This is a genomic window from Streptomyces sp. BE20, assembly GCF_036322525.1.
GTDB lineage: Bacteria > Actinomycetota > Actinomycetes > Streptomycetales > Streptomycetaceae > Kitasatospora.
Genome location: NZ_JAQYWW010000507.1, coordinates 69506 through 95801 on the forward strand (window position 1 = coordinate 69506; position 26296 = coordinate 95801).

General features: G+C 76.1%; 20 protein-coding genes and 1 pseudogene. 6 read left to right on the plus strand and 15 right to left on the minus strand.

The genetic code is table 11. The features are described from left to right. Nucleotide 1: 1 nt before the first annotated feature. Genes PUR61_RS07530 through PUR61_RS07580 form a run of 11 tightly spaced genes read right to left on the minus strand, consistent with a single transcriptional unit; the run spans nucleotide 2 to nucleotide 16075 of the window. Nucleotides 2-1183, minus strand: a complete 1182-nt coding sequence (locus PUR61_RS07530) for a TRAFAC clade GTPase domain-containing protein (protein ID WP_329876961.1) — start codon at nucleotides 1181-1183, stop codon at nucleotides 2-4. After that, complete coding sequence (locus tag PUR61_RS07535) at nucleotides 1184-3373, minus strand: Hsp70 family protein (protein WP_329876963.1); 2190 nt, start codon at nucleotides 3371-3373, stop codon at nucleotides 1184-1186. Next, nucleotides 3373-5466 carry an AAA family ATPase gene (locus PUR61_RS07540; protein WP_329876965.1) on the minus strand — a complete coding sequence of 698 codons (2094 nt, stop codon included), beginning with the start codon at nucleotides 5464-5466 and terminating at the stop codon, nucleotides 3373-3375. The genes PUR61_RS07535 and PUR61_RS07540 overlap by 1 nt, the downstream gene beginning before the upstream one ends. Further along, the gene (locus tag PUR61_RS07545; RefSeq protein WP_329876967.1) at nucleotides 5463-7121 is read right to left on the minus strand and encodes a hypothetical protein; all 1659 of its coding nucleotides are present in this window, start codon (nucleotides 7119-7121) and stop codon (nucleotides 5463-5465) included. The genes PUR61_RS07540 and PUR61_RS07545 overlap by 4 nt, the downstream gene beginning before the upstream one ends. Then, nucleotides 7118-7915 carry a 4Fe-4S single cluster domain-containing protein gene (locus tag PUR61_RS07550; RefSeq protein WP_329876970.1) on the minus strand — a complete coding sequence of 266 codons (798 nt, stop codon included), beginning with the start codon at nucleotides 7913-7915 and terminating at the stop codon, nucleotides 7118-7120. The genes PUR61_RS07545 and PUR61_RS07550 overlap by 4 nt, the downstream gene beginning before the upstream one ends. Beyond that, nucleotides 7912-9021, minus strand: a complete 1110-nt coding sequence (locus PUR61_RS07555; RefSeq protein WP_329876972.1) for a hypothetical protein — start codon at nucleotides 9019-9021, stop codon at nucleotides 7912-7914. The genes PUR61_RS07550 and PUR61_RS07555 overlap by 4 nt, the downstream gene beginning before the upstream one ends. Continuing rightward, nucleotides 9012-9974 carry a protein phosphatase 2C domain-containing protein gene (locus tag PUR61_RS07560; RefSeq protein WP_329876974.1) on the minus strand — a complete coding sequence of 321 codons (963 nt, stop codon included), beginning with the start codon at nucleotides 9972-9974 and terminating at the stop codon, nucleotides 9012-9014. Before PUR61_RS07560 ends, PUR61_RS07555 begins: the two co-directional genes overlap by 10 nt. Further along, nucleotides 9971-10756 (minus strand): vWA domain-containing protein, encoded by a 786-nt coding sequence (locus tag PUR61_RS07565; RefSeq protein WP_329876976.1) that lies wholly within the window; start codon nucleotides 10754-10756, stop codon nucleotides 9971-9973. The genes PUR61_RS07560 and PUR61_RS07565 overlap by 4 nt, the downstream gene beginning before the upstream one ends. Beyond that, complete coding sequence (locus PUR61_RS07570) at nucleotides 10753-11577, minus strand: RES family NAD+ phosphorylase (protein WP_329876978.1); 825 nt, start codon at nucleotides 11575-11577, stop codon at nucleotides 10753-10755. The genes PUR61_RS07565 and PUR61_RS07570 overlap by 4 nt, the downstream gene beginning before the upstream one ends. Beyond that, nucleotides 11577-12386: a hypothetical protein gene (locus tag PUR61_RS07575; RefSeq protein WP_329876981.1), complete on the minus strand. Its 810-nt coding sequence runs from the start codon at nucleotides 12384-12386 to the stop codon at nucleotides 11577-11579. The genes PUR61_RS07570 and PUR61_RS07575 overlap by 1 nt, the downstream gene beginning before the upstream one ends. Further along, the gene (locus PUR61_RS07580) at nucleotides 12383-16075 is read right to left on the minus strand and encodes a CHAT domain-containing protein (RefSeq protein WP_329876983.1); all 3693 of its coding nucleotides are present in this window, start codon (nucleotides 16073-16075) and stop codon (nucleotides 12383-12385) included. The genes PUR61_RS07575 and PUR61_RS07580 overlap by 4 nt, the downstream gene beginning before the upstream one ends. Before the next feature lie 875 nt (nucleotides 16076-16950). On the opposite strand from PUR61_RS07580, the gene PUR61_RS07585 reads away from it, so the two are divergent. After that, on the plus strand, nucleotides 16951-17766 hold the full coding sequence (locus PUR61_RS07585; RefSeq protein WP_329876985.1) for a thioesterase II family protein: 816 nt from the start codon (nucleotides 16951-16953) through the stop codon (nucleotides 17764-17766). Nucleotides 17767-17855: 89 nt separating this feature from the next. Here PUR61_RS07585 and PUR61_RS07590 read toward each other — a convergent pair whose 3' ends face one another. Together PUR61_RS07590 and PUR61_RS07595 are read right to left on the minus strand one after the other, a co-directional pair. Next, the gene (locus tag PUR61_RS07590) at nucleotides 17856-18062 is read right to left on the minus strand and encodes a hypothetical protein (RefSeq protein ID WP_329876987.1); all 207 of its coding nucleotides are present in this window, start codon (nucleotides 18060-18062) and stop codon (nucleotides 17856-17858) included. Nucleotides 18063-18154: 92 nt separating this feature from the next. After that, the gene (locus PUR61_RS07595) at nucleotides 18155-19375 is read right to left on the minus strand and encodes a glycosyltransferase (protein ID WP_329876989.1); all 1221 of its coding nucleotides are present in this window, start codon (nucleotides 19373-19375) and stop codon (nucleotides 18155-18157) included. Between the two features lie 473 nt (nucleotides 19376-19848). Between PUR61_RS07595 and PUR61_RS07600 the strand changes: the two genes are divergently transcribed. Both PUR61_RS07600 and PUR61_RS45195 read left to right on the plus strand, forming a co-directional pair. Next, nucleotides 19849-20484, plus strand: a complete 636-nt coding sequence (locus tag PUR61_RS07600) for a DUF4360 domain-containing protein (protein WP_329877061.1) — start codon at nucleotides 19849-19851, stop codon at nucleotides 20482-20484. 522 nt (nucleotides 20485-21006) lie between these two features. After that, nucleotides 21007-21231 (plus strand): annotated as a pseudogene (locus PUR61_RS45195) (helix-turn-helix domain-containing protein); the annotation flags it as partial. A 30-nt stretch (nucleotides 21232-21261) separates the two neighbouring features. On the opposite strand, the gene PUR61_RS07605 reads toward PUR61_RS45195, so the two are convergent. Next, nucleotides 21262-22050 carry a class I SAM-dependent methyltransferase gene (locus tag PUR61_RS07605; RefSeq protein WP_329876991.1) on the minus strand — a complete coding sequence of 263 codons (789 nt, stop codon included), beginning with the start codon at nucleotides 22048-22050 and terminating at the stop codon, nucleotides 21262-21264. A gap of 212 nt (nucleotides 22051-22262) precedes the next feature. Here PUR61_RS07605 and PUR61_RS07610 point away from each other — a divergent pair, with 212 nt between their 5' ends. From PUR61_RS07610 to PUR61_RS07620, 3 genes are all read left to right on the plus strand, one after another. Next, complete coding sequence (locus PUR61_RS07610; RefSeq protein ID WP_329876993.1) at nucleotides 22263-23801, plus strand: hypothetical protein; 1539 nt, start codon at nucleotides 22263-22265, stop codon at nucleotides 23799-23801. Next, the gene (locus tag PUR61_RS07615; protein WP_329876995.1) at nucleotides 23795-24424 is read left to right on the plus strand and encodes a hypothetical protein; all 630 of its coding nucleotides are present in this window, start codon (nucleotides 23795-23797) and stop codon (nucleotides 24422-24424) included. Before PUR61_RS07610 ends, PUR61_RS07615 begins: the two co-directional genes overlap by 7 nt. 203 nt (nucleotides 24425-24627) lie before the next feature. Continuing rightward, entirely contained in the window at nucleotides 24628-25647 is a 1020-nt protein-coding gene (locus tag PUR61_RS07620; RefSeq protein ID WP_329876997.1) for an LLM class flavin-dependent oxidoreductase, read from the plus strand. Nucleotides 25648-25780: 133 nt separating this feature from the next. Here PUR61_RS07620 and PUR61_RS07625 read toward each other — a convergent pair whose 3' ends face one another. Continuing rightward, on the minus strand, nucleotides 25781-26263 hold the full coding sequence (locus PUR61_RS07625) for a hypothetical protein (RefSeq protein WP_329876999.1): 483 nt from the start codon (nucleotides 26261-26263) through the stop codon (nucleotides 25781-25783). Between the last annotated feature and the right edge of the window lie 33 nt (nucleotides 26264-26296).

Here is a 26296-nt window from a genome sequence, read left to right on the forward strand (position 1 = left end):
GTCACCCCCGCCCCCGGCGGGGCACGGCCCCGAACTCGCTGAGCAGCCACAGCAGCGGGTCGGCGACCCGGTAGGGCTGGATGCCGGTGGGCGCCACCAGCGCGTCCGGGGTCGGTCCGGCGCCCAGCGCGGAGACCCCGAAGTAGCGGTAGCGCCGGTAGTGGTTCTCCAGGTCCTGGTCGATCCGCACGCCCTCCCACTCCCTCAGCAGCCGGCGGACCTCCTCGTGGACGTCCAGGCTGTCGGCCGTGTCGAAGCGGTCCCCGGCCGGCGGGTGGCTGCGCAGCGGGCTGCCGGGATCGAAGGTGTCCCAGAAGGCGTCGAGCTTGGCGAAGACCACCGCGAGCGGGGTGGTGATCCGCCCGGAGGCGCCCTGCTGGCGGGCCATCAGCATGTTCGTCACCCGGCTGAGCACGTTGACCGGCTCGTCGACCCCCTCGGACCCCGGCAACACGGTGCCGGGCCGGGCCAGCGGGCGCGCTCCGGGCATCTGCAGCGGGTCGAGGACCAGGATGACGCCGTCGGCACTGGCCAGGTAGCGGGTGTTCAGTTCGACGTTCTCCCGCGAGTTGAAGTCCTCGCCCGCGGTGTCGAAGAAGGACAGCACGCTGTGCTGCGGCCGGGACCGGTACAGCCGTCCGCGGCTGCGGCTGAACCGGAACACCAGCGGTTCCACCCGCCCGTCGTTGGCCGCGGCGGTCCTCGTCCCGTGGAACAGCCGGCCGTGCCGGTACAGCTGCTCCTCGTAGTCGCTGCCGAACCGGCGGATCGTCGCGTCGTCCGAGGCCATCAGTGCCGTCCCGAGCCCGGCGCCGACCCGGTTCATCAGTTCGTGCAGCAGCACCGTCATGTAGACCGTCTTGCCGGAGGCCTTGGCGCCGACCATGGCGATCAGCCGGTGGCCGACCGCACCGAACTGGACCGGCAGGGTGCTGCGGCAGACCGGGCAGATCCGGTAGGTCGTGTCGCCCTCGCAGCCCGGGCAGACGGCGGAGGGCTTCCGCCCGTCGGCCCGGAAGGCCGGGCCGACGTCGCCGCGCCGGCCGGTTCGTTCGGCGAGCACCGGGTCGCGCTCGAAGGCGCAGCGCCGGCCGGTCCGGCTGGGCCGGCCGCTGCACCGGAACCAGATCTCGCGGGCGGTGAAGGACTCGTAGCAGTAGGGGCAGGCCAGTCCGGCGGCCATTCAGCTCACCTTCAGTCGGTGCAGGGAGGCCGGACGCAGCTCGGCGGCCGGGTCGTCCCGGGTGAGCGGCAGACAGACCAGCCAGGAGGTGCCCCGGGTGGCGGGGAAGGGCAGTTCGACGGTGAACGGGATCCGCGCGTCCAGGCGGCGGGCGGGCAGTTCGCGCAGCACCGTCCCGTCGCTGGCCTCGGCGGGGCAGATCCGGCCGCGACCGTGCACCACCTGGAGGGCGGGCAGTTCGCAGGCGGTGTCCGTGACGAAGGTCAGCCGGGCGGTCCGGCCGCGCAGACCGCGCCTGACCACCGCCTCGTAGCGGACCAGCGGCGGCCGGGCGGGCAGGATCAGCGCCGACGGCTCGGCGAGCGGGTCGGCGGGGTGGGGGGTGAACGCCTCCACGGTGACGGTGACGGCGCCGCGCCCCACCCGCAGGTCGAGGCCGCCGTCGTGCTGGTAGGACCGGCGTCCGCAGCGGACGTCCCCGGCCCGGGGGAGGCCGCCGGGGTCGGGGAGGTCAAGTGTCCAGCGCACGCGGGCCTCACGGCCGTCGGGGGGCCAGGCCCAGACGATCAGGAGGTGGTCGTCCCGGCGGGTGGCGCGCAGCCGGCCGACCGGGACGGGATGGAGGGCCCGGCCGGTGACCCCGGCGGCCTGGGCGGTCTCGGCGGCGGTCGGAGCGGTCGGGGCGGTGGGGACGGGGCCGGGCGGCGGAGGCGGTTCCTCGGGTCCGTCCGCGTCGTACGGGCTGTCCGTCCAGTCCGTCCAGTCCGTCCAGTCCGTCCAGTCCGTCCCGTCCGGCTCGGGTGTCCGGGACGTCCGGGGCTGCGGCACCGGTTCGTCCGGACCGGACGCGGGGCCGGCGCCGGGACGGCCGTAGTCCGGGGGCGGAGCGGTCCGCACCCCGGACGGTGTCCCGGGCGCGCCGGCCCGGTCGTCCCCGACCGGGGCGTCCTCGGCGCCCGGCTTCCCCGGGTACGGGTCCTCCACCCCGGGCCGGGCCGCCGGTTCCCCCGGCCCTCCGCCGTACCCGCCGTACCCGCCGTTCCGGTCGTTCGTGCCGCTCCGGTCGTAGGGGTCGGGGTCGTGGCCGCCCGGGCGCGGCCGGGCGGCCGGGTCACCGGTGAACACCCGGAGCAGGCCGAACTCCCCGGTCAGCGCGAGCCCGCTCGCCACCGCGGCCCCCGGCGTCCGGGCACGGACGGTGAGCCCGAACCGCTCCTCGAACCACCCGGCCGCCCCCGGCGTCGCGCTCAGACCACCGGCCAGCAGCAGGGTGCCCGGGACGTCCACGCCACGCTCCTGGACGGTGTCCAGCAGCCTCCCGACCACCGCGCCGCTCGCCTCGCGCAGCGGTTCGACCAGCCGGGCCAGGGTCTCCCGGTCGAGGGCGACCTCGCGGTCCGCGCCCTCCCAGTGCACCCGCTGCCACGCTTCCGGCGCCTCGCCGAGCGCGAGCCGGAGCCGCTCGGCGACCGGGAGCAGCGGCCCGACCGGCCCGCCGGGGGAGCCGAGCCGGCGCAGCAGCTCCCCGGCGACGGCCTCGTCCCAGTGGTCGCCGCCGAGCGGGTGCGAGACCGTCTCCAGGACGCGGACGGTGCGGTCGCCGTCGACGGCCAGCAGCGTCAGGTCGGAGCCGGTGGCGCCCTGGTCGTACACCAGGACGGAGAGGTCGACGCCCTCGCGGACCGCGCCGTAGTGCAGGGCCGTGGCCACCGGCTCCGGCAGCACCCGGCCGACCCGCAGCCCGGCGTGTTCGGCGGCCCGCCGCAGGGCCGGTTCGCTGCCTCCGGCGGGGGGCAGCGCGAGCGCCACCTCCGCCGGCTCGCCGCCGCCGCACTCCCGGCTGCGCCGGGCGAGGGCGGACAGGACGAGGGCGGTGAGTGCCTCCGGCCGGAGGGCGCCCGAGGCCCCGGAGCGGTGCGGGCCGTCCGGACCTCCCCGCGGGCCCGCGGCGAACGGGACGGCGCCGAACGGGCCCGCGCCGAGCGGGTCGGCGGCGAAGGGGTCGTGGGTGGCCGCGAGGAGCGGGGCGCGGGCCGATCCGGCACCGGCCGCCCTCACGAGCCGGGGGCCGTCCGGCCCGGTGATGTCGACGGTGGCCGGGACGTCGGTGGCGCCGGTGACCACCGGGACCCCGTCGGGGCCCGGCCAGGCGATGCGGGCGTAGCTGTCGCCCAGGTCGATGCCGTGCATCAGCCCGTCCCCCCGTCCGCGCCCTTGACGGCGTCGGGTGTCACGCACACCGTGCCGTCCTCGGCGATCCCCAGCCGGATCCGGCTCCCCCTCGGCGGCGCGTGCCCGATGACGTGCCGGACCACGGCGCCCAGCACGGGCTCGAACTCGTTGCGGATCTGCCGCCCGCCGTAGGCCTGCCGCTCGGGGTCGGCCATCCGCCCGGTGATCCAGGGCCGGATGCTCGCCGGGTCGTGGACCAGCTCCACGCCGTGGCGTTCGTGCAGTGATTCGGCGAGCTGGCCGAGCAGCCGGTCCGCGATGCCGACCACGTGCTCGGTGCGCAGCATGTCGAAGACCACCACACCGGGCTTGAGCCGGCCGTAGATCTCGGGGCGGCCGATCGCCCGGAACTTCTCCTCGACCGCGGCGGTGAAGTGGCGGTGGAGCACCTCGTACGGCAGGTCGCCGCCGTGCTCGGCCAGCAGGGCCGGGAGCCCGCCCGCGCCGGTGTTGGAGGTGAAGATGATCAGACTCTGCGAGAAGTACGCCGTCCGGCCCTGCCCGTCCGTGAGCCGGCCGTCCTCCAGGATCTGCAGGAACTTGTCCAGCACCGCCGGGTGGGCCTTCTCGATCTCGTCGAAGAGCAGCACGCTGAACGGCCGTTCTCGTACCCGCCGGGTGAGTTCGCCTCCCTGGTCGTAGCCGATGAAGCCGGGCGGCGCCCCGGCCAGCCGCTCGGCCGCGTGCTCCTGCTGGTACTCGCTCATGTCGAAGCGCGCGTAGGCGCTCGGGTCACCGAAGATCAGCTGGGCCACCGACTTGGCGAGTTCGGTCTTGCCGACGCCGGTCGGGCCGACGAAGAAGAACGAACCACGGGGCCGGGCCGCCCCCGAGCCGCCGAAGCCGACGCCGACGTAGGCCGCCTGGAGGGCGCCCACCACCGCGTCGACGGCGGTCCGCTGACCGATCACCCGGGCGCCGAGTTCCCCGGCCGCCTCGGCGACGGTGCGGCGGTCGATCTGGCTCCAGGGGTCGACGTTGAGGTTGATGCGGTGGCGTTCCAGCAGCCGGCCGGGTTGGTGGACCGGGACACGGCGGATGTGCGAGGTCCTGGCGAGCGCGTCCAGCTCCCAGCCCGCCATGCCGTCGGTGGCCCCGACCAGCGCCTCGAACTCCGCCGGGCCGGCGTCCGCACCGCCGTTGAACTCCCCGCCGATCATGGCGAACCAGCGGCGGCGCTCCGCCTGGTCGGGCGGACCGATGTGCAGGACCACCGTGCGCGGGTCCTCCCGGTACAGCCAGGCGGGCACGCGGGAGAGGTCACCGACGACGGCGACCACGGCGTTGCGGGCGCGCGGCGGCACCTCGGCGCCGGCGCGGTCCGTGTGCGGGTCGGCGCCGTCGCCGCCGACGGCGGGGGGCAGCGGGGTGGCGGCGTCCGCCATGGCGGCGCGCAGGTGCAGGTAGCCCTGGACGGACGAGGCCTCGTTCAGCGGCAGGGCGAGGTCGATGTCCTCGAACACGAAGGCGGTGGCAGCCCGGGGGGAGGCCGCCCGGCGGTGGGCCTCGGCCAGCGCGTCGTCCACCGAGGCCAGCCGGCGGGCCGGCCGGGCGGTGAACAGTTCGTCCGAGGCCACCTGGCGGAGCCCGCCGCGCCGGGTCGGGTTCTCCTCGGCGAGGTCCCCGCCCGGGGCCCGCGCCGGGTCGTCGGGGCCCCCGGGGGCCCGTCCCGGAGGCCGGGTGGCCTCCGGGACGGGGTGCGCGGCCCGCTCCCCTGTGACGGGCCGTGCGGCGGACGTCCTCTCGGACGGCCGCTGCTCCAGTGCGGCGTAACGCTCCTGATCGCCGTCGAGCGGGAAGGCGAGGCCACCCACCGGGTCCCACCAGGCCACCGTGTCGGCGCCGCAGCCGTGCAGGGCGTGGGCCAGTACGGTGCGGAACGGGACCGGCCTGCCCCGCCACCACCAGCGGTCCCTGACCTGCCCGGTGAGGATCACCTGACGGCCGCGCCAGAGCTCCCAGCGCAGCGCGGCCGCCCAGAGCGGCGCCTCCTCCCGGGCCACGCTCCGGCTGCCGGTCCGGTCGGCCCCGGCCTCCTCGCGGGCGTTCACGCGGTGCCGCCCGCGGTGCCGCCCGTGGTGCCGTTCGCCCCGTTGCGCGAGGTGCCGCGGTGCGAGCTGTGGTTCGTGCCGAAGGGGCGGGCCGACGCACTGCCGCCCGGCCGCGCGACGCCGCCGCGCGGCGGCTTGCCGTCCCAGTCCAGCTCGCCCGGGTGGTAGCCCTCCTCGCCCATCGCCTCGTGCACCCGGTCCAGCAGCGCCTCGGTCCGGTCGCAGGTCACCTCGCCGCGCTCGGGCACCACGACGACGTCCGACTCGCCCTCCACCGTGTAGCTGAGCACGGCGGTGCCGTCGGTGGCGCTGCTGACGCTCGTCTCGTACCGGGCGCCATTCGGCCGCTCGAAGATCAGCACGAACTCCTGCCCCAGGTCGCCACCGCCGGAGAACGCCAGACCCTCGCCGGCCATCGCCTCCTTCAGCACCCCGGCCAGCGCGGCGCGCCGCTCGAACGCCAGCAGCAGTTCGTCCAGCCGGGCCTCCGCCTCGGGCAGCAGCCGCTCCAGCTCCGCGACGGCGGTCAGCGCGGCCCCGCCCCACGAGGAGCCGATCGCGCCGGCCACCCGGTGCACGGCGGCGAGGAGCCTGCCCTGCAGCTCGGTCTCCCCGAAGTCGGCGGCGTCCCGCGCGGCGTCGCGTGCGGTCTGCTCGACGACGGCGAGCCGGTCGACCGCCTCCGCCAGCTCGGCGGCGAGTCTCGCCGCCTGCCGTTCGGCCTCCACCCGGATCCGCCGGGCGGTCTGCTCCTTCGCCTCGCGCTGCAGTTCGGCGGCCCGCCGCTGTGCCTCCCGCTGCCGTTCGGCGGCGAGTTCCTGCGCCCTGCGGTGCCGCTCGTCCGCCTGTCGGCTCGCGGCCTCGGCGAGGGCGGCGGTCCGCGCGGTCTGCACGGCGAGCGCGTGGCGGGCCAGTTCGTGCTCGGCCGTGCCCATCAGCGCCTCCACCCGCAGGGTCTGACCGTCCATCAGGGCGCGGCGCAAGTCGTGCAGCAGCTCGGCGCACCGGCGCCGGCCGGCCGCGTCGACGTCCGCGCCGTTCGCCGCGAGCATGGTGAACTGCCGTTCCAGCGCGCCGAGCTGGTACTCGTGGCCGGCCTCGGCGGGCCGGCCGTGGTCCTGGCCGCCCGGTCGCAGCGCGACGGCCCGGCCGCGCAGCTCCTCGACCTCCGCACCGAGCGCGGCGTCCGGGTGGTGCAGTGCGCGCGACCGCAGGTCGGCCAGCCGGCCGGTCAGCTCGCTCACGGTGCGGGGGTCGGCCGCCGACCGCGCCGCGTCCAGCAGGGCCGCCACCTCGTCCAGGCCGCGGGCCGCCGCCGTCCCCTGCTCGCGCAGTGCGGCCGTCACCTGCCCGGCCCGCTCGGCCTCCTGGATCCGTCGCCGCTCGTCGGTCCGGCGTTCGGCCTCCGCCAGGGCCTGCGCCACGCGCTCCCGCTCGCGGCGCTCCGCCTCGGCACGGGCCCTGGCCCTGGCGGCGGCGCGGCGTTCCGCCTCGGCGTGGGTCCTGGCCCTGGCCGCCGCGCGGCGCGCCCGCTCGCGGGCCCGCTCCTGCTCCAGCCGGCGGCGCCGTTCGGCCTGCCGCCGCCGCTGCGCGGCCTCGGCGGCGAGCCGCGAGGCGCCGACCGAGACGCTGCTGTACATCGGTGATCCGCTCACTGTCCCCCTCCTTCGGTGTGCCGGCCCCCGTGCCGGGGGACCTCGGTGCTCGGGGCCCCGACCGGCCGCCCCGGCCGGTGCGGGCCCGGGACGTGCGGGCCCGGGCGGCCGTGCCGGTCCGGTGGTCCCGGTCGGTCCGGTCGGTCCGGTGGTTCCGCCGTGGTACGCAGGGCGAAGCCCCGGGCCTCCACGCGCCGCTCCAGCTCCTCGCGGAAGCCCGGCACCGCCGGCACCCCGGCCCAGGAGAGCGACCCGTCGAGCCCGACGGAGAACTCGATCCCGGCACCGGTGTCGGGATCCGCCGGCAGGTCCGCGTAGCGCGGCGACAGCCGGTGAAGACGCTGGTTGGACGACCCCCGCCAGCGCAGGTCCGCGTGGAGCGACGCCACGTACGGGCCGTCGACGAGCAGGTCGAGCCGGTCCAGCAGGTCCCGCTGCGCCGGGGTGCCGCGTCGCAGGGTCTCGATGCGGAAGCCGGAGTACGCCATCGCGGACAGCTCAGGCCGCTCCGCCCGCAGCCCGTCGAGGAGCGCGACCAGCGCCGCGGCCTGGGCGAACGGCTCGCCGCCGGAGATCGTGATCCCCTCGATCCCGGCCAACCCGGCCATCCGGTCGACCAGTTCGGTCACCGGTAGGCCCGGCCCGTCGGTGAACGGCAGTGTCTCCGCCGCGACGCAGCCCCGGCAGCGCAGCGGGCAGCCCTGCACCCACAGCACCGCCCGGCGGCCCGGCCCCAGAACGGAGCACCGGTCGAGGGTGCGCGCCACCGACAGCCGCAGGTCCGCCCCGGTCATGTGGTCCTCCCCGTGGTGTCCGCCGCCCTGGCCGCCCGGGACGCCCGCCGGTCCGGCGCCGCCCCGGCGGGTGCGCCCGGGTACGCCTCGCCGCCGCGCCGTGCCAGGTCGCACCACGGACACCACGGCCGCTCCACCGTGAACACGTGGCGGCTGTTCCCGGCGCAGCCGCGCAGCCTGCCGTCCGCCAGCTCCGCGCCCAGGGCCGCGGCCCAGACCGCCGCCGCCGGACGGCTGCCGGGGCTGCCCCGCCCGGCGGGGCCGAAGGCGGCGCGCAGGAGCGCGGCGATCCGGCCGGGCAGCAGGTCGGCCGGGGGCAGCGGCCCCCGCAACGCGACGGACCGGTGGTCCGTCAGCCGGCAGCGTCCGTGCGCCAGGTTGTCGTCCAGCGAGACGTACCGTTCGCCCCGCCCGGGGTGCCCGGCGAACGGGTGCAGTCCGGCCATCAGCAACTGGTGCACGACGACGGCCAGGACGAAGTCGTCGCCCGTCCGGGTCGGGGCGGTCACCGGGGCCGCCACCGCCTCCGGCGCCGTGTACCCGGCCGTGCGCATCCGGCAGGCGAACACCCGCCCGCCGTCCGTGAACTGCCAGGAGTCGACGTCCGCCATCCCGACCGCGCCGTGCCCGTCCACCCAGAGGTTGTCCGGCTTGAGGTCGCCGACGAGGTACTCCTCCGCGTGCACGGCGGCCAGCAGCGCCGCCAGTCCGGCCGCCGCCCGCAGGGCGGTCTCCCAGGTGGAGTCCGGCAGCCGGGTCCGACGGCCGGACTCCGACAGCAGGTCCTCCATCGGCCGGTACCGGCCGCGCAGATCGCCCATCAGATAGCCGTGCACCCCGCCGCGCACCGTGGTGACCGGGACCCGGGGCCAGGCCACCCCGCCGCCGGCGCCGGCGAGCAGCCGGACGGTGCGGGGCTCGCGCCGCCGCCGTACCAGCCGCTCGATCCGGTCCCGGTACGCGGAGGGGTCGGGCGGGCGCGGCACCAGTTTGGCGACCAGCGCGGGGGAGTCGTCCACGGCGTAGACCACGCCCTCGCCGCCCTGGCCGATCCGTTCGGTCAGCCACCACTGCCGGCCGTCGTCGGCCATCACCTTCAGAGCCATCGGGCACCGTCCGGACGCAGGGCGCAGAGCACCGTCAGGTCGTCGCCGCTGCGGGCCGCCGCCGGGCCGGAGAGCAGGGCTCGCAGCGGCTCGGCGTCGCCGCCGTTGGCGCGCAGCAGGGCGGCCAGCGGGCCGAAGAAGTCCGGTGCGGCGAGCGGGCCGTGGTCGTCCGGGAGGCCGAGCACCGAGGGGTGGTCCAGGGCGAGCGGCGCGCAGCCGTCCGTGGCCAGGACGACGCCGCTGAGGTCGGGCTCCCGCAGGACGAGGGTGGTGACGCTCGCGCGGGCCCCGGGCGTGGAGAGGAAGACCGCCGGGGTACGCGGCGGCAGCACCAGACGGCAGCGTTCGCCGTGGCCGCCGTGGCCCCGGTCGCCGTCGCCGTCGTCGCCGGGCCGGGTGCGGGTGAGTACGGTGGCGAAGCAGTCGCCGAGGGCGAGGAAGGCCACCCACGGGGGCCGGAGCACGGCCGCCACCAGGGTCGCGGCCAGCGCACCCTCGTCCGCCTGCGCTGAGTCCACCGTGCCCGCGGCACCCACCGTGTCCGCGTCCTCCGCGGCGCCCGCGGGGTCCCGGTGGTCGGCGGCGAGGACGGCCCGCACCGCCCGCAGGTACGCGTCCACCACGGCCACCGAGCGCTCGCCGATCCAGCCCCTCCAGACCGCCGCGTCGCCGTCGGCGGGCGGTACGTCGGTCGCGAGCAGCCGACAGGCCGCGTCCACCGCGAGGTGCGCCCCGAGCGCGCTGCGGTCGCGGCTGCCCGCGCCGTCCGCGACGGCCAGCACGAGCGGCCGGCCCCCCGCCGTCGTGGGCCCGTCGTCGCCGTGCCCGGCCGCCGCCTTGAACGCGTCCTGGCAGCCGCGTCCGCTCGCCAGGTGCCCGGTGCCCTGCACCACGGCGCCCGCCACGATCGGCGCGCCGCCGCCAGCTGCCGCCCGCCGGGCCGCGGCGGTCACCGGTGGTCCCCTTCCAGGCTGTCGAGGGTGCGGGCGCTCTCGGCGTGGGTCTTGAGCCGGTCGGAGATCTCCGTGGCCCTGAGGTGGCCGGTGCGGTCCGAGCTCTGGAACACGATGTCCAGGATCCGGCCGAAGTCCAGGTCCTCCAGCAGGTGGGTCGCCTGCGGTGCGAGGACCTCCAGCACCTCCCGGTCGGCCCCCCTCACCCCGATCACGAAGAGCACGCACTCGTCGTCGTGCTCCGCCTGCCGCAGCTGTTCGGCGGTGGCCGCGATCTCCGCCGCGCCCAGCCGCGCCCCGGCCTCGTCGCTCGGCGCGCCGTCGGTGAGCAGCCAGATCAGCGGCCGGACCACCGGCACCTGCCGGGCCGAGAGGTCGCGGTGGCGCCGGCGGGCCAGGTCGAGGGCGAACCGCAGGGCGGGAACCATGCAGGTGTAGCCCCCGGCCGTCAGCTCGGGCGGCCGCAGCCCGTCCAGCGGGCTGAACAGCGCCTCGCGGTCGGCCTCCTCCGGTGGGCGGAAGGCACCCGCCGCGATGTCGAAGACCCGCACCCGCGAGTCGAACGCGACCAGGCAGACCTCCACCCGGGACCGCAGGCGGTCCCGGTCCCGGACGGCGTCGAAACCACGGGTGAGGGCCCGATTGAGGCTCGCGATCGGCGGGTCGTGCGCGGGGCGGTTCATGGAGGCGGAGGTGTCCAGCAGGACGATGACCGGCTGACGTTCGTCCCAGCCGCTCCCGAACCCGATCCGGGTGCCCGTCGCCCCGGTGGCCGTCGTCATGGCGCGCCCACCGCCTCCGCCGCCCCGGGGCCGCGCGAGGCACCGCGGGCGCCGGGCGCGCCGCCGTTCGGGCCGCCGCCGTTCGCGGTGGTGACGGCGTCGACGGCGTTGACGGCGCGGTGGAGGCCGGCGGCGTCGACGAGGCCCTCGGTGCGCGGCCGGGGCGGTACGACCGCGGCCCGCAGCGGGGCGAACAGCCGGTTCACCTCCGTCACCCCGTCCGTGGTGTCCAGTTCACGGGCAACCCCGGAGCCGCCCTTCAGCGACTCCTCGCCGCAGCGGTCGCCGAACAGCACCAGGGCCTGCCGGGGCCGGTGCCGCCGGGACTGCCAGACCAGCCCCTGGGCCTCCGGCACCCGCGACCGCAGCTCCGTGGCCCAGCGCCGCGTCTGGGCGTACCCGGGGCCCTCGGTCTCCAGGAGCCAGGAGTCCTGGCAGACGGCGGCGAGGTCCTCCTCGGTGATCAGTTCGACGAGGCACAGGTCGGCGGTGGTGTGCAGCGCGGTGAGCGAGCGCTGTGCGACGGCCCGGTAGGGGACCAGCCGCATCCCGGTGTCCGCGTCGAAGGGCATCGCGCGCAGCAGCACCTCGGCCAGCGCGGTGGCCGGCTCGGGCGCGGCGTACAGGAAGGAGTAGGGGTCGGCCACGGTGCCGTCGAAGCGGCTGCCGCCGAAGTGGGAGTCGGCCGGCACCGGGTTGAACCCGGCACCGGGACGCCCCGTCCGGTGGCAGCGCCAGAGCTCGGTGCCGGCCGGCAGGGTCCGCAGGTTCGGGCGCATCCGGAAGCCGTCGGACTCCCGGGGCGGGGGGTACGCGGGCATCAGTCCCCCTCCACCATGGACAGGGCGGCCGCGGTGAGCAGCTCGTCCGAGACCAGTCCGAGCAGGGCGGCCGGTGTGCCGCCCAGCCAGCTGTTGCCGGCGAGCCACCAGTCGGCAGCTCCCCAGGGGTCCGCCTCGGCGAGCAGCAGCCGGTTGATCCGCGTGACGACCGGCAGCGGGCCGTGGCCGGTGCCGGGCTCCGTGCCGGGGGCCGGTCCGGCGAACTGGAAGGCGGGGTAGCGGTGTTCGCCCGCCTGGTCGACCAGGCGGATGATCAGACCGGCACCAGCCAGTGCGGGCGCGTCCAGGCCGCGCGCGTCCAGGTCGGCGCGGCCGAGCGAGGGCTCGGCGAGCAGGCGGCGCTGCGCCGTGGCAATGATCTCGGCGGTGTCCGGAGCGGCGTGCGGAGCGGTGTGCGCAGGGGGGCCGTGGACGGGACCGTGATCACGGCCGGGGCCGGGGCCGGTGGCGGGTGAGGGGAGACCGAGGGCGGACTCCGCGAACGCGGACGCGGTGTCGGTCTCCGCCAGCCAGGCCAGCAGCTCCCGGGCCAGCGAGGCGGTGGGCCGGGGATCGGCGGCGACCAGCCGGGAGGAGTCCAGCGCCGCGCGCACCGGGTGGTCCAGCGGGAGCGGCAGCAGCGCGAGCTTGACCCCGTGGAAGGCCCTCCTGATGGCCCGCTCGTCACCCCGCGTTCCGGCGAGCTTGTTCAACCTGGCCACCAGCACGCCGTGTTGGGTGTCGTCCAGGTCGGCCCGTATCGCGGCCCAGTGCCGGCGGATCAGCGCCAGCAGCTCCTCCGGGTTCATTCCGTCCCCTCCGGTTCCGTCGTCGTGCCGGTCGTGCCGGTCGTGCCGGTCGTGCGGGCCGTGCCGGTCGGGTCGGGTGCGTCCGTCGCGTTCGGTGGCGGGTCCGCGGCCCCCGGGTGGCCCTGGTGGATGAAGGCCGCCCAGAGCGGCAGCCGGTCGAGGTGGGGATGCGCGGCCTCGCGGCGCAGCTCCCCGCCGAGGCTCTCGGGCGGCTCGCGGCGCGGGTCCAGCATCCAGAGCTGGGCCGCGCGCAGCGCGTCGGCCGGGCTGAGTCCGGTGACCGCCACGTGGTGGTGGAAGACCGCCATCATCAGCGCGGACGCGCCGTCCCGGGTGGTCCACCGCGAACCGACGACGTCCTTCGCGCCGGCCGCCAGGAAGGCCGTGGCGAGGGTCAGCGCCTCGTCGTGGTCGCGGGTGGAGAGGTCCGTCTCGCAGGCGCTCAGCACCACCAGCGGGCCGGCCCGGACGGCGCCGGTCGCGGCCGGCCGGTCCAGCAGCCTGGTCACGGTGAGCATCCCGGCGTCGGGGGCGTCGGTCGGCCCGTTCGTGGACGGGTCGGACGGGTCGGAGGGCGGCGTGGAGAGGGAGCGCGACTGCGCCGGGTCGGGTGGGGCGAGGTTGAGCGCGGACACCGTCGGGCGGACGCCCGCCGAACCGTGCGAGGCGATGTGCAGCAGCGAGAGCGGTCGGGGGGCGCCCGCGCCGGGGAGCAGCGCGAGCACGTCCTCCGGGGTCCCGAGGCCCGCCGGATCGCCGTCCAACTGGTAGTACTCGCCGTAGAGTTCGGCATCCGGGTAGTAGCCGTCGCGGAGTGCGAGGACCTCCAGCTCGGCCCGGGTCAGGTCCATCCGGGGGTCGGCCACCAGCACCGGACGGGCGCCGGGGGCGATCCGTTCGCGGGCCGCCGCCCGCAGGAACTCCCGGCCCGAGGCCGCGTACGACAGCACCATGATCTCGCACGCGTAGCGGTGCCGGGCGTCCTCGGGCAGCCTGGCGGCGTGCCAGGGAACGGCGCCGAGGTTGCCGCAGGGGATCAGCACGAACCGGGGCGGCCCGGGCCGGCCCCGGTGGCGGCCGGGGTTGGCCTCCAGACGCTCGGCGATGCCGAGGAGGACCGGGCCGACGACGGCCGGCCAGGCCCAGTCGCACAGGTCCGCCAGGGCCTTCTCCCAGGGCGCGTCGAGCGCCCGGGCGGCGGCGTCCGCCTCGCCGGTCGCGCCGGTCGCGCCGGTCTCGGCGGCCCGGGCGGCCGCACGGCGCAGCCGCGAGCGCTCCGCGGACACGTCGAGGAAGGACTCCAGCGGTGCGCGGCCGGCCAGGGCAAGCTGCGGCAGGGCGAGCACCCCGGGTTCGAGGTCCGGCCCCAGGATGACCGCCATGCCGGGCGTCCCCTCCGCGCCCGGCAGCAGGTACACCAGGGCGTCGGTCTCGCCCGGCCGCAGCCCGGCGGACAGCTCCGCGGGGGTCGGCGGCTCGAACAACCCCGGCCCGCCCCGGAGCGCGTCCAGGGCCCGCCGCCGCAACAGGCTCGGGACCGGCTGCGCCGCGCCGCCGCCCTGCGCCGACTCGGCCTGTCGCCAGGCGTCCGCCAGCTCGCGGTGGCCGCGTGCCGCCAGCAGTTCGGGCACCTCGGCCGAGGCGGCGGCCGCCTGCAGCACCATCGACCGGCCGAGTTCCAGCATGGTCACCGCCCGTTCGACCTGCCCCTGGGAGCCGGCCCACCAGGCCGCGTCCAGGGCGCGCGAGGCCCCGTCCCGGGCCTTCATCAGCCGGTGCTCGGCGCCGACCTCCAGCAGGACGTCGGCGGTCAGGACCTCGAAGGACTCCACCATGGCCTGCGCCGCGGACGCCCGATCGCCCGCCCCGGCGTCGCCGCGCCGGCGATGGGCCTCGGCCAGGGCCCAGAGGAGGTCGGCGTGCTGCCAGGTGCCGCCGTCCGCCGCGTCGCGGCAGGCCGCCGCCAGCTCCTCGACGGCACGGTCCTGGTCGGCGCGGGAGCGGGTGAGTTCGGCCTGGAGGTGGCTGACGAACGCGTCGAGCGGCAGCCGCCGTCCGCGACCGTTGAGCAGACTGGGCGGATGCTCGGACGACTCCGGCCCCGGGTGGGCGCGGATGAGCCCGGGGTCGCCGTCGACCACGGCGCGGATCGCCGAGAGGTTGACCCGCAGCGGCTCCAGCAGGCCGCCGTTGCCCGGCCCGGTGTCCAGGAGGCGCGCGCCCTCCTCCATGAGCTGCGCTCCGGTCCGCAGGGTCTCCGTGTCGCGGGTCAGCGTCCAGAGGTCCTGGTAGGACGATCCGAGCATCAGCAACGTGATTCCCAGCGCGCTGTCCTCCCCGGACAGGCCCTCCCGCACGGCGCGGAGCTCCTCGATGCAGGACGCGACGCCCGCCCGGTCCTCGGCGCGCTGGAACCGGTGGCTCCGCTGGCCCGCCGCGAGGGCCCGTACCTGGGCCGTGAACGAGAGCGGCAGATCGCCGAGTCGCCCCAGCACTTCGGTGAGCTGCCGCTCCGCCGCCTCGGCGTCGACCAGGTTCCCGCCGAGGTACTGCGAGGCGGACAGGACGGCGGGGCCGATGGCGCCGAGCAGCTGGTGCCAGTCGCTGCCGGGCGGCAGGCCGTCGGCGGCCCGCTGCAGCGAGCCGAGGGCGTCGGAGAGCAGGCCCTGGTCCCGCTGCTGCAGGGCGGGGACCAGGACGGTCATGGCGTAGGCCAGCGCGTCCTGCGCCGCGTCCGCGGGGTCGCCGGTGCCGTGGGCTCGGCCGGGCCGGAGCTGCTGCGCCAGCTCGGTGAGCTGCTCCGGTGCGAGGGAGCCCGGCATCGACATCTCCACCATGGCGAGCGTCATCGCCATGGTCCGGTCGAACTCCTCGCGTTCGGCCTCCGTGTCGATCGGCACCCGGGGCCGTGACGGTTCGGCGGGCGGCGGGGCAACGGGCGCCGGGGCCGAGGGCGTCGGTTCGGCGAGCGGTCCGGCCGGGGTCGGTGCGGTCGGGGCCGGGACGGTCGGGATGAGACTCATCAGCATGCGCAGCTGCTGGAGGCCGGGGAAGTCCGCCGGCAGCGACTCCACCAGCGGCCCGACACCGGCGGCGAAGTCGGCGGTGTCGCCCTGGGCGAGCCCGAGGACCGTGGTCATGGTGTCCAACTGCGCGCGCAGCTCAGGCATCAGCCGGACGCCGCGCAGGTCGTCCAGGAGTCCCCGCAGCTCGGTGACCTCCGGCCCGCGCGGGTCGAAGGCTCCGGGGTTGTCCAGTTGCCAGCCGATCAGGGCGGAGAAGTGTCCCGTGCCGCCGTCGGGCCGGCCGGCCGGGTGGGGGATCACCAGCATGACGAGGTACAGCGCGGCCCGGTGGGCCTCCCAGCCGGTGAGCGGCACCTGGTGGGCCCGTGCCTCGCGCAGCAGCCGCAGCGCGTGGGGGCGGTCGGCGGGTGCCCCGCCCCCGCGCAGGTGACGTTGTGCGAGCAGCCCGCCGAGCCGTGCCGCCAGGACCGGCCCGGCCGGCTCGTCCGGTGCCAGCAGCCCCTCCAGCCGGTCGAGTTCGTCGATCAGCCGGTCGTGGGCCACCGGGTCGTCCAGCCGCAGCCGGGGCGGCCCGGACGGGTCGGGCAGCAGCAGGGCCTCGGCCCGCCCCGTCGCGTCCAGAGCCCAGGACCGGACCCCGGCGAGACCGCCGGTGCTCGTCAACTCGTCTCCTGGAGGGTCATTCTGACCAAGCGTCATGATCCGACTCCGTCATCCGTGCGCCTCGTGGCGTCCACATCATGGCCTGCGGGGGAACCGGATGAACCCTGCCCGGGACCGGCGACCGGATCTCGACCGGCAATCAACCGCCTTCCGCCCGCAGCCGGGTCCGGACCGGCGGTTTCGCACCGTCGGGCGCCCTGTCGCAGGGGCCGGCGGCCGTGCGCGGGACCGCGCGCGGGACCGCCGTCCGGCGGCGGCTCCCCGCCCGCGCAGGGCTTCTCGGCGGATCGCCGGTGGCGGTACGGGTGGGCCCAGCAGGGTGACCGGGCGGTTCCGAAAGGCTGACGATTCACCCTGGACCGGGCCGTTCGGACCGTCCGGGCGGCCGGGCCGGGGAGGACGGCCGGGCCCGACGCGGACGTCCCGGCGCTGCTGCGGACGGAGGTCCTGCTCCGGCACGCAGCCGTACGGCTCTTCCCGGACGTCCTGCCGGCGGGGCCCGGGGAACCGGGCGCACCCGGCGACCGGCCCGGAGAGTTGGGCCGGGCCGAACGGCCGGACGGGGCGGGCGGGGATCCTCGGCGGCCACCGGCAGGGTGCCGTGCCGGTCGAGGAGGCCCGGCGGCAGGCCAAGGTGGCGCGGCGCTCGGCGTTCCGACGTCGAGCGCCGGTGGCGTGGTGGTCCCGAGGGCGGGCCGGCCCGGGTCCTGCTGTCGGCCGCCGCCCGGGACCGGGTCCGCCACGCGGCCGGGCCTGACCGTCCGACACCGGATGATCTGCTTTACGGACCTGATGCTCTACCGACAGACTGCCCGGAGCGTGATCCCGACCCGTCCCCCGGGTACGACCCGAACCACGAGAAACGGACCCACCGCATGCCCGACCTCCTGGAGCTGAGCCGACTCTGGCTCAGGCAGTACCACCCGGCCCCCGGGGCCGGCCTCACCCTGGTCGCGTTCCCGCACGCCGGCGGTTCCGCAAGCTACTTCCAGCCGCTGTCCGCCGCGCTCTCCCCGGACGTCGAGGTGCTGTCCCTGCAGTACCCCGGCCGGCAGGACCGCAGGTCCGAACCGTGCCTCGACAGCATCGGCGGACTCGTCGAGGGCATCTGCGAGGTACTGAGCCCCCGGACCGAGCGCCCGGTGGTGTTCTTCGGGCACAGCATGGGCGCCGTCCTCGCGTACGAGACGGCCCGGCGCCTGGAGAAGGAGTCCTCCGTCCGGCTGCTGGGCCTGGTCGCCTCGGGCCGCCGCTCCCCGACGACCGCGCGCGAGGAGACCGTGCACCTGCGCGACGACGCGGGCATCCTCGCCGAGATCCAGCGGCTGAACGGCACCGACTCCGCGCTGCTCCAGGACGAGGACATCCAGCGGATGATCCTGCCGAGCCTGCGGGCCGACTACACGGCCGTCGAGACCTACGCCCACCAGGCCGGACCGGCGCTGCGCTGCCCGGTCACCGTGTTCACCGGGGACGCCGACCCCCAGGTGACCCGGGCGGAGGCGGAGCGCTGGTCCGAGCTCACCGACGGGGGGTTCCGGCTCCGGAGCTTCCCCGGGGGCCACTTCTACCTGGCCACCCGACCGGGCGCGGTGACCGGGGCCCTGACCGAGGAGATCGCCGCCTTCCGCACCCCCGGCTCCCGGGCCGCCGCGGCCGGGCCGGGCGACGCGGGCCCGGGCGCCGGCTGAGGCCGGCCGGGCCGCGCACGTCTCGCCGAGGCCCTCCCGCGCCCCGTCCGTCGGACGACGGGGAGCAGGAGGACCTCGGTCACCGACTGCTACGGGGTGCCGAACCGGGTGTTCTGCGCGCGGACCGCCGCCGTCTCCGGGCCGCCCTCGGGGGTCCGGTCCCGCCACCGGTGGCCCTCGAAGACGCGCTCCACCGGGACCCGGCCCAGGGAGGAGGGCGGCTCCCAGCCGGGCGGGACGGCCACCTCGTCGACGGGCAGGTGGTCCTCGACCCTGACCGGGTCCCAGGCGTGCACGACCCGGCCGTCGCCGGCGCGGAACCCGGCGTGGCCCCGGTTGCGGTGCTCCCCGGGCGCCCCGCCGACCCGGCCCCCGCCGCCGGTCGTCCTCAGCCGGCCGTGTCGAGCAGGAGCCCCGCGGCCACCGCCGCCCCGTCGGTGCGGAAGGCGCCGGCGACGGCGGTCGCCCGCTCGCGGGTCTCCGGGGCCAGCGCGATCGCCAGCGCGGCGGACAGCGAGGCGGCGGTCGGGGTCGGGCCGTCGTGGGTGGCGCCGATGCCCAGGCCGGTCACCCGGCTCGCGAAGTACGGCTGGTCCGCCCCCTGGGGCACCACGACCTGGGGCGCGCCGGACCAGGTGGCCGTCGTCGTGGTGCCCGCGCCGCCGTGGTGCACGACGGCGGCCGACCGGCGGAACAGCGCCTGGTGGTTGACCTCGCCCACGACGAAGCAGTCGTCCCGGTCGTCGACCAGGGCCAGGTCGGCCCAGCCACGGGAGAGGACGGCCCGGCGGCCCTGCGCACGGACCGCCTCGACGCACGCCCGGGCGACGCCCGCCGGGTCGGGCAGGGGGATGCTGCCGAAGCCCACGTAGACCGGCGGAGCCCCGGCGTCCAGGAACGCCGCCAGGTCGGCGGGCAGCGGGCGCAGGTCCGGCAGGACCCACGCGCCGGTCTGCACCACGTCGAGGTCCGCCGGCTGCTCCCAGGGCGCCAGCACCGGGTCCGTGGCCAGCCAGGGCCGGTCGGTGAAGACGTGGTCACGGACGTCGTCCACCGGCGGCAGGCCGACCGAGACCCGGTGGGAGTTGATCGCCTCGCCGAACACCTCCTGCGCGTCCCGGGCGTCCCGGTCCCACAGCACCCGGTTGTCGGTCACGTCCGGCGGGAGCGGCCGGCCCGGCCGGGGGATCGGCGGGTGGTGCGGCGAGGGCAGGCTCACCGGCTGGTAACTCGCGTACACGTAGCGGATGCCCAGCTTCTCGGCCACCGACTTCACCCCGGCCGCGGCCGGGACGAGGCCGGTCGCCACCAGGACGTCGCACCCCCCGGCCGCCGCCGCGGTGACGTTCGCGTGGAACGCGGCGACCATCTCGGCGGCGCGCCGGGGCACGCCGCCCGGCGAGGGCGGCGTCCGGCCCGTCACCAGCTCCCGCACCGACCGGCCGGTCGGCACCAGCTCGACGCCGACCCCGGCCAGCCGCTTCGCGAACTCCTCGTCCGGCGGTGCGCACACCGTGACCTCCGCACCGAACTCCCGCAGGCGCACCGCGAGGGCCACCAGCGGCTCGACGCCCCCGCGTGAATCGTAGGCAGACAACAGCGCGCGCATTTCCGTCTCCAGTTCTCGCAGGTCCGGAGTCGCAGTTCCGGCTTCGATCGGAGATTGTGGGCCACTGCGGGGGCCTTGCCGCAAGCCCCCTGATGGGCTGTACGTTGAGGGTGGCAAGGAGCGGATTTCTCCCCTTGCCTCTTTCTTCGCCCGAATTCGGCGTTCCCCCGATTCCGCCTGGTTCCGCCGTTCCGCCGAGTTCCGCCGCGGACGGCGGAACTCCCCTGGCGTGGAGGAGAACCACGGTCGCGGCGCGGTGGTGCGCCCCCGGGGCGGGGCCCGGCGTGAGCGCGCAGCCGAGCGCTGATTTGTCTGCCCCGGCGCTGCCTAGTACGCCCTACTGCGCCCCCTGTACGGGGCCGGACTCTCCGTGCTGACATGTACAGACAACTCGCCGGCCGGGTCCGCACGTGGGGGTGCGTCACCGGGAGCCGGCGGTTGGACGGAAGGAAACACCCGTGTCCGTACGCCTCATGGCCATCGGCGGCGTCGCCGCGATCCTGCTCGCCACCCCGTTGGCCGGCACCGCCGGCGCCTCCGGTTGGACGACGCCTCCGCCGGACAAGATCGTCATCGACGTGGCCACCGTCAACGGCTCCGGCTGCCCGGCCGGCACGGCCGCGGTCGCCATCTCCCCGGACAACACTGCCTTCACCGTGACGTACAGCCAGTACGTGGCGCAGGTCGGCGTGGGCTCCAAGCCCACCGACTTCCGGAAGAACTGTCAGCTCAACCTCAACGTCCACGTTCCCCAGGGCTTCACCTACGCGATCGCCGCCGCCGACTACCGGGGCTTCGCCCATCTGGAGAAGGGGGCGACCGCCATCCAGAAGGCCAGTTACTACTTCCAGGGCTCGCCCGACACCGCCGCGCTCAGCCACCGCTTCAGCGGAGAGCTCGACGACAGCTGGCAGGCGACCGACAACGTCGCCATCGCCGCCCTGGTCTGGGCGCCCTGCGGAGAGCTCCGCAACTTCAACATCAACACCGAGATCCGGGTCCAAGGAGGCACCTCGGACACGAGCAGGACCACCAGCTTCATGACCATGGACTCCACGGACGGCAGCGTCAACACGGTCTACCACCTCGCCTGGAAGCACTGCCCCTGACCGGTCCGCCCACCACCCGGTGGGCGGGGGCGAGGTCGGCCCGTGGTGCCGGGGCCGACCTCGCCGGGGCGTCAACCGGCCGGCAGGATCGGGGACATGGGGGCAGGGAGGGAACCGGTGCGGGGCTTCGCGGTCGGCCACGGGTACGCGTGGTTCCAGGGACCGGCGGCATCCGACAGCACCCCGCACCGGCACGCCGCCTTCCAGATCGCCGTCGCCGTCCACGGCGAGGTCGCCATGGTCGACGCGGACGGCGTCCGCCACCGTGCCGAGGCGCTGCTCGTCCCGCCGATGGTGCGGCACCGCCTGCTCGCGGTGCCGCACCTGCGGACGTTCTTCGTCGACCCGCACTGCGCCTTCGCCGACCGGCTGCGCGACCGCTGCGGTGCCGGCGTCACCGAGGCGTCCGAGCTGCGCGACCTCCGCGAGGCGGACCTGCGACCGGCCGGCGGGCGGCCGTCGAGCCGGCTCGACCCCCGGCTGTCGGCGGCGCTGGACCTGCTGGCGGACCGGAGCCTGCCGATGCCGGACCTCGCCGCCCGGGTCGGACTCTCGCCCCAGCGCCTGCGGGCCCTGGCCCGGCTGCAGTTGGGCCTGCCGCTCGCCCGCTGGCGCATCTGGCGGCGGCTGGCCCGCGCGGCCGAGGCCATGCGGGAGGGGCAGTCGCTCGCCGAAGCCGCGATCACGGGCGGCTTCGCCGACCAGGCGCACCTCAGCCGGCAGATGCGCGAGATGATCGGCTTCACCCCCTCCGCCGTCCTGCTCGCGCTGCGGCCGTCAGCCCCGCCGGGCGACGAGGACGGAGATCGAACCGTTGACCGTCGAGACCACCTCGGCCTCGCGGACGTCCCGGAAGCCGGCCTCCGAGATCAGCCCGGGCAGGACGCCGTCGGCGTTGGGCTGGGTGTCCTCCTTCCCGTCCGCCAGCTGCACGATCCGGAAGGCGAGGCGCATCAGCGGCGTCCGCTGGAGCCCGAAGTCGGCGATCACCAGCCTCCCACCGGGCCGCAGCGCCTCGGACATCGACGCGAGGACGGACCGCTTCACCGCGAGGGGGCACTGGTGGAGCACCAGCCCGGAGACGACGGTGTCCGCCGAGCCGGGATCGAGGACGTCCGCCAGCGCGTCGCCCATGCCCACCCGCCACTCGACGTCCGCACCGGCGGCCTTCGCCTTGCGCCGGGCCAGCGCCAGCACCTCGCGATCGGGGTCGACGGCGACCACCCTCGCCCGCGGCTCGACCCGATTGAGCAGCAGGGCCAGTGAGCCGGTGCCGGTGCCCACGTCGACGATCACGTCACCGGGCCGCGGTGCGGCGTGCATGGCCAGCAGCCCGCGCCACAGCCGCTCCCGGGTCAGGGCGATCAGGGGGTCGTAGAGGCGGACCGGGGCGAACCGGCCCGTGGCGGGGGTGAAGGCCAGCCCGGTCACCTCCCCGGTCACCTCCCCGGTCGCCGGTCCGGTCGCCGGTCCGGTCGCCCGTCCGGTCGCCCGTCCGGACGTCGGGTCGGCGGCGTGGCCGGCCGCGGGTTCGTCGGTCGTTCGGCGGGTCGTGTGCTCGGTCATGCGAGCAGTCTCGGAGCGGCGGCGCCTGCGGTCTTGAACGAACCGCTCACGGCCCGACCGGGCCTGCCGGAGCCCGGCGGGGCCGTCGAGGAGGGTGGTGCCGGCGGTGTCGGTGGTACGTGCGAGGCTTTGCCCCGTGGCCGGACGGTGGCCCGGCAGCGGCCGGGCCGACACCGCACGGCGGCCCGGAACGGGCAGGACGAGGGGGCGGGATGACGACGGATCTGCTGGTGGACGAGGCCTGGCGCCGCGCGACGCCGCCGGCGCGGCTGCGCGAGCTGGCCGCCGACCCCGCGCTCGCGCGGATCGTGGCGTCCCGGATCGGCCTGCCCGCCGACCTGGCGGAGGAACTCGCCGTGCGGGCCGAGGCGGGCGGTGACGTGCCGCGGTGGACACCCGTCGCCCGCGCGCTGGCCGCGCAGCCGGCCACCGCTCCCGCACGGCTGGCCCGGCTTTCCGCCCACCCCGACGAAGGCGTGCGGCGGGCCGCCGCCGTGCACCGTGCCACGCCCCGGCGGGCGGTGAAGGCGCTCGCCGCCGACCCCGCGGTCGCCGTGCGCCGCGCACTCGCCGCGCGCGAGAAGCTGCCCCGCTCGGTGGCCGCCGTCCTGGTCGCCGATCCGTGCGCGGACGTCCGGCTGACCGTCGCCCGCCGGGTCGGTGCGCGGCCCGAGGAACTCGACGCGCTGGTCGGCGACCCGGACCCGCGCGTGCGCCGCGTCCTGACGGCCCTCGGACGCAGCAGCGCCGCCGACCTCGCCGACCCGGACCCGAGGGTGCGCCGCACGGCCGTCGAACGCCGCGGGCACCGCGACCTGGCACCGGTGCTGGACACCCTCGCGGGCGACCCGGACCCGGCCGTCCGCGCGCTGGTCGCCACCCGGTGGCGCAACCACGACCCCGTCTCGCTCGCCCGGCTCGCCGACGACCCCGACCCGCGGGTGCGGGCCGCGGCGGCGGACAACTGGTACACCCCGGTCGCGCAGCTGACCGCGCTCGCGGCCGATCCCGACCGCAGGGTGCTGGCGGAGCTCTCCGACAACCGCCTCGCCCCGCCCGCCGCCCTCACCCGCCTCGCCGACACGCTGGCGGGGCTCGCCGACGACGACACCGCCGCGGGCCGGGAGCCCGACCCCGAGGAGCGGGAGGAGCGCCGCCGCCTCGTCCACGCCGTCCTCGGCCACCCGGCGACCCCGCCCGAGACGCTGCGCCGCCTGCACGCGCTGGAGCTGAACCCGTACTTCCACGAGGGGAACGCGATGTCCCAGCCGAACTGGCCGGCCGATCTCCTCATCGGCTTCGGGCTCGACTACAGCGGGCGGAACGTCGAGGGCGAGGCCGAACGAGCGAGCTTCGACCGGATCGAGCGGGCGGTCGGGACGCAACCGCCGGAGCAGGTCCTGGCCGCGATGGTCGGGAGCCCGGTCTACTACCTGAGCCGGGCGGTCGCCAACCGGCACGTCCCGCCCGAGGCGCTGGCGGAGTACGCCCGCGCGGCCGCCCTGTCGCCCGAGGGCCACGACCTGGACGACCTCGCGAGGAACCCGGCCGCCCCGCGCGACGTCCTGCTCGGCTGGGCCGCCGAGAACCGGTACTGCTCGACCATGATGGAGAACCCCGAGCTTCCGGTGCCCGTGCTCGCCGCGATCGCCGGGTGTTCGGACGACGACCACGCCGCCGAGGCCCGCGACCTGCTGGAGGTCCGGACCCTGCGCGCGGCCGCACGAGGGGAGACGGGGAACCCGTGCTGACCACCTCCGACTGGCGGGCCCGGTTCGACCGCCTGTCCGACGCCGGCGCGTACGCCGAGCGCATCGGCCGGCACACCCAGATCGCCGACTACCTCGACGACCCCGACTACGGCTGGTACGTCCACCACGGCGACCTGGTCGTGCCGGAGGACCTCGACCACGACGTCGCGCTGATCGTCGACGGCGACCTCGTGGTGCACGGGTTCGTGGACGACTACGTCTCCCGCATCGGCCTGCTGGTCGTCCTCGGCGACCTCGTCGTGCGCGACCTCGTCTCCTGGGGCTCGGTGTACGTCGGGGGAGACCTGCGGGCCGAGGGCATGGTCTGCGGCCACTACAACGACTTCGTCTTCGAGGTGGCGGGCGCCGTCCACGGGCGGGCGCTGGTGCTGAGCGACAAGTCCTCCTCCTACGGCACGGGTGAGCTGGAGGCCGAGATCGACTCCTACGACCCGACCCGGGAACAGCTCAGGGCCGCGCGGGAGATCCTCGTCCCGCAGCTGTACGACGGGGGCGCGAAACGGGCCCGGGAGGGCCGGCCGCCCAAACTGGGGAGGCCGAGCTACCGGCGGATCTGCCGTCGGCTGCACGCCGGCAAGCCGCTGTTCCGCACCGCGGACTGACGGACGCCGCGCGGCGCCGGTGCGCGGCCGACTGCTGCGGCGACGTCACGGGCGTGTTGCCCCCGATGGCGTTACCCGTGCGGCACTTGATCGCCTCCGGCCCACGTGTGAGTGTGGGTCGGACGCCCGGCGATCGGTCCCCGGGTCGTGACAGTCGAACCGCGCCGCTCCGTGCCGAGCCCGTCGCGGAAACGGAGGAACCGGTGCCGCTGCCCTCGCAGCCCCTTCGCAAGCTGGGGTTCCTGACCATCGGGCTGTTCGACCCCGCCGACCCCGGCCGGGGTCACGAGTCGACGCTCCAGCTCATCGAGCTCGGCGAGCAGTTGGGATTCGACAGCGCCTGGGTGCGCCACCGGCACCTCCAGTACGGGATATCCTCGCCCGTCGCCGTGCTGGCGGCGGCCTCGCAGCGCACCCGGCGCATCCAGCTGGGCACCGCGGTCATCCCGCTGGGGTGGGAGAACCCGCTGCGGCTGGCCGAGGACCTCGCGACCACCGACATCCTGTCCGGCGGCCGGCTCAACCCCGGCATCAGTGTCGGACGGCCCGGCCACTTCGACCAGGTCGCCCCCGCGTTGTACCCGGACACTGCCGAGGCCGAGGAGTTCGGCTACGAGCGGGTGCGGCGGCTGCTGGACTTCGTCAAGGGCGAGCCGGCCACCGACTTCAGCGGCGTCGAGGGCATCGAGGTGTTCTCGGACCGGGTCCAGCCGGTCGCGCCCGGCCTGGCGAGCCGCATCTGGTACGGAGGCGGGAGCCTGCGCTCGGCCCGGTGGGCGGGGGAGCAGGGGCTGAGCCTGCTGACCAGCAACGTGGTGCGGGCGGAGGAGGCGGAGGACTTCGCCGAGATCCAGCGTTCGCAGATCGAGGCCTTCCGCGCCCACCACCCCGAGGGCGCTCGCGCCCGGGTCTCCCAGGGACTCGTGGTCATCCCCACCGACGGCGCCTCGGCCGAACAGCGCGCCAAGTACCGGGAGTACGCCCTGAACCGGCTCCCGCGCACCACCTCCCCGCAGGGGCCGGCACGCGTGATGTTCGCGCCGGACCTGGTCGGGACGTCCGAGGAGATCGCCGAACAGCTCTACGCGCACGCCGCGTTCCGGGAGGTCGACGAGGCCGTCTTCGCGCTGCCGTTCACCTTCGGCCACGAGGACTACGTGCAGATCCTCACCGACATCGCGACCCGGCTCGCCCCCCTGCTGGGGTGGAAGCCGACCGGCTGACCCGACGCGGCGGCCGGCCTGGCCGGCCGCGCCGACCTCTGGGCCTGTTCGCCACCGCGCGGCGTCGGACCTGAACTGTCCTCACCGTGAGTGCTGTTGCAGGGCCGGCCGTTCACGCGGTGACGCCAGGCCGTCACTTGATCTCTCTCCCGCTCAGGTAGTAGACCTCGACGATCAGGGATCCACTCAGGTACTGGATGTGCAGGGCCTGGTGGAGATTCCCGTTGTTCCACGACTTCTGTGCCGTGAGTTTTTCTGTTCCGTATGTGTAGGACTCGTTCAGCTTGTCCCCGTGAGGAAGAACAAGTCCACCGGGTCCTTTGTACATCCATGAAGGGATCGGGTCGGGCTTGAGGAGGAACCTCTCGATATCGGCCCGGGCCTCGGTTGTCCTGGTGTCCGCGAGTGAGAACGTGAGGTACCGGTGCGGGGGGAGGCCGCTTCGATCCTTGAGGGCTTTTCCCGACAGCAGTGTTTCAAGATCTGCGCGTGACTTCGCGTCCCAGGGGATGTCCTTGTGGTGGACCTTGCTCCACGAAACCCCGGTGGCCGCCGCCCTTTCGGCGGCGTTGAGGTCGCTCTGAGAAATATCCTTCAGTACAAGATTACCCGCCATGACTTCCTCCTCGGATGGCCTTCGCCGCTACTT

Coding starts and splice junctions, on each gene's coding strand:
- PUR61_RS07555 (WP_329876972.1), bottom strand. CDS start 9,021: ATGGCTCTGAAGGTGATGGCCGACGACGGCCGGCAGTGGTGGCTGACC.
- PUR61_RS07575 (WP_329876981.1), bottom strand. CDS start 12,386: ATGAACCCGGAGGAGCTGCTGGCGCTGATCCGCCGGCACTGGGCCGCG.
- PUR61_RS07585 (WP_329876985.1), top strand. CDS start 16,951: ATGCCCGACCTCCTGGAGCTGAGCCGACTCTGGCTCAGGCAGTACCAC.
- PUR61_RS07610 (WP_329876993.1), top strand. CDS start 22,263: ATGACGACGGATCTGCTGGTGGACGAGGCCTGGCGCCGCGCGACGCCG.
- PUR61_RS07625 (WP_329876999.1), bottom strand. CDS start 26,263: ATGGCGGGTAATCTTGTACTGAAGGATATTTCTCAGAGCGACCTCAAC.
- PUR61_RS07530 (WP_329876961.1), bottom strand. CDS start 1,183: ATGGCCGCCGGACTGGCCTGCCCCTACTGCTACGAGTCCTTCACCGCC.
- PUR61_RS07600 (WP_329877061.1), top strand. CDS start 19,849: ATGGCCATCGGCGGCGTCGCCGCGATCCTGCTCGCCACCCCGTTGGCC.
- PUR61_RS07605 (WP_329876991.1), bottom strand. CDS start 22,050: ATGACCGAGCACACGACCCGCCGAACGACCGACGAACCCGCGGCCGGC.
- PUR61_RS07550 (WP_329876970.1), bottom strand. CDS start 7,915: ATGACCGGGGCGGACCTGCGGCTGTCGGTGGCGCGCACCCTCGACCGG.
- PUR61_RS07570 (WP_329876978.1), bottom strand. CDS start 11,577: ATGCCCGCGTACCCCCCGCCCCGGGAGTCCGACGGCTTCCGGATGCGC.
- PUR61_RS07535 (WP_329876963.1), bottom strand. CDS start 3,373: ATGCACGGCATCGACCTGGGCGACAGCTACGCCCGCATCGCCTGGCCG.
- PUR61_RS07565 (WP_329876976.1), bottom strand. CDS start 10,756: ATGACGACGGCCACCGGGGCGACGGGCACCCGGATCGGGTTCGGGAGC.
- PUR61_RS07595 (WP_329876989.1), bottom strand. CDS start 19,375: ATGCGCGCGCTGTTGTCTGCCTACGATTCACGCGGGGGCGTCGAGCCG.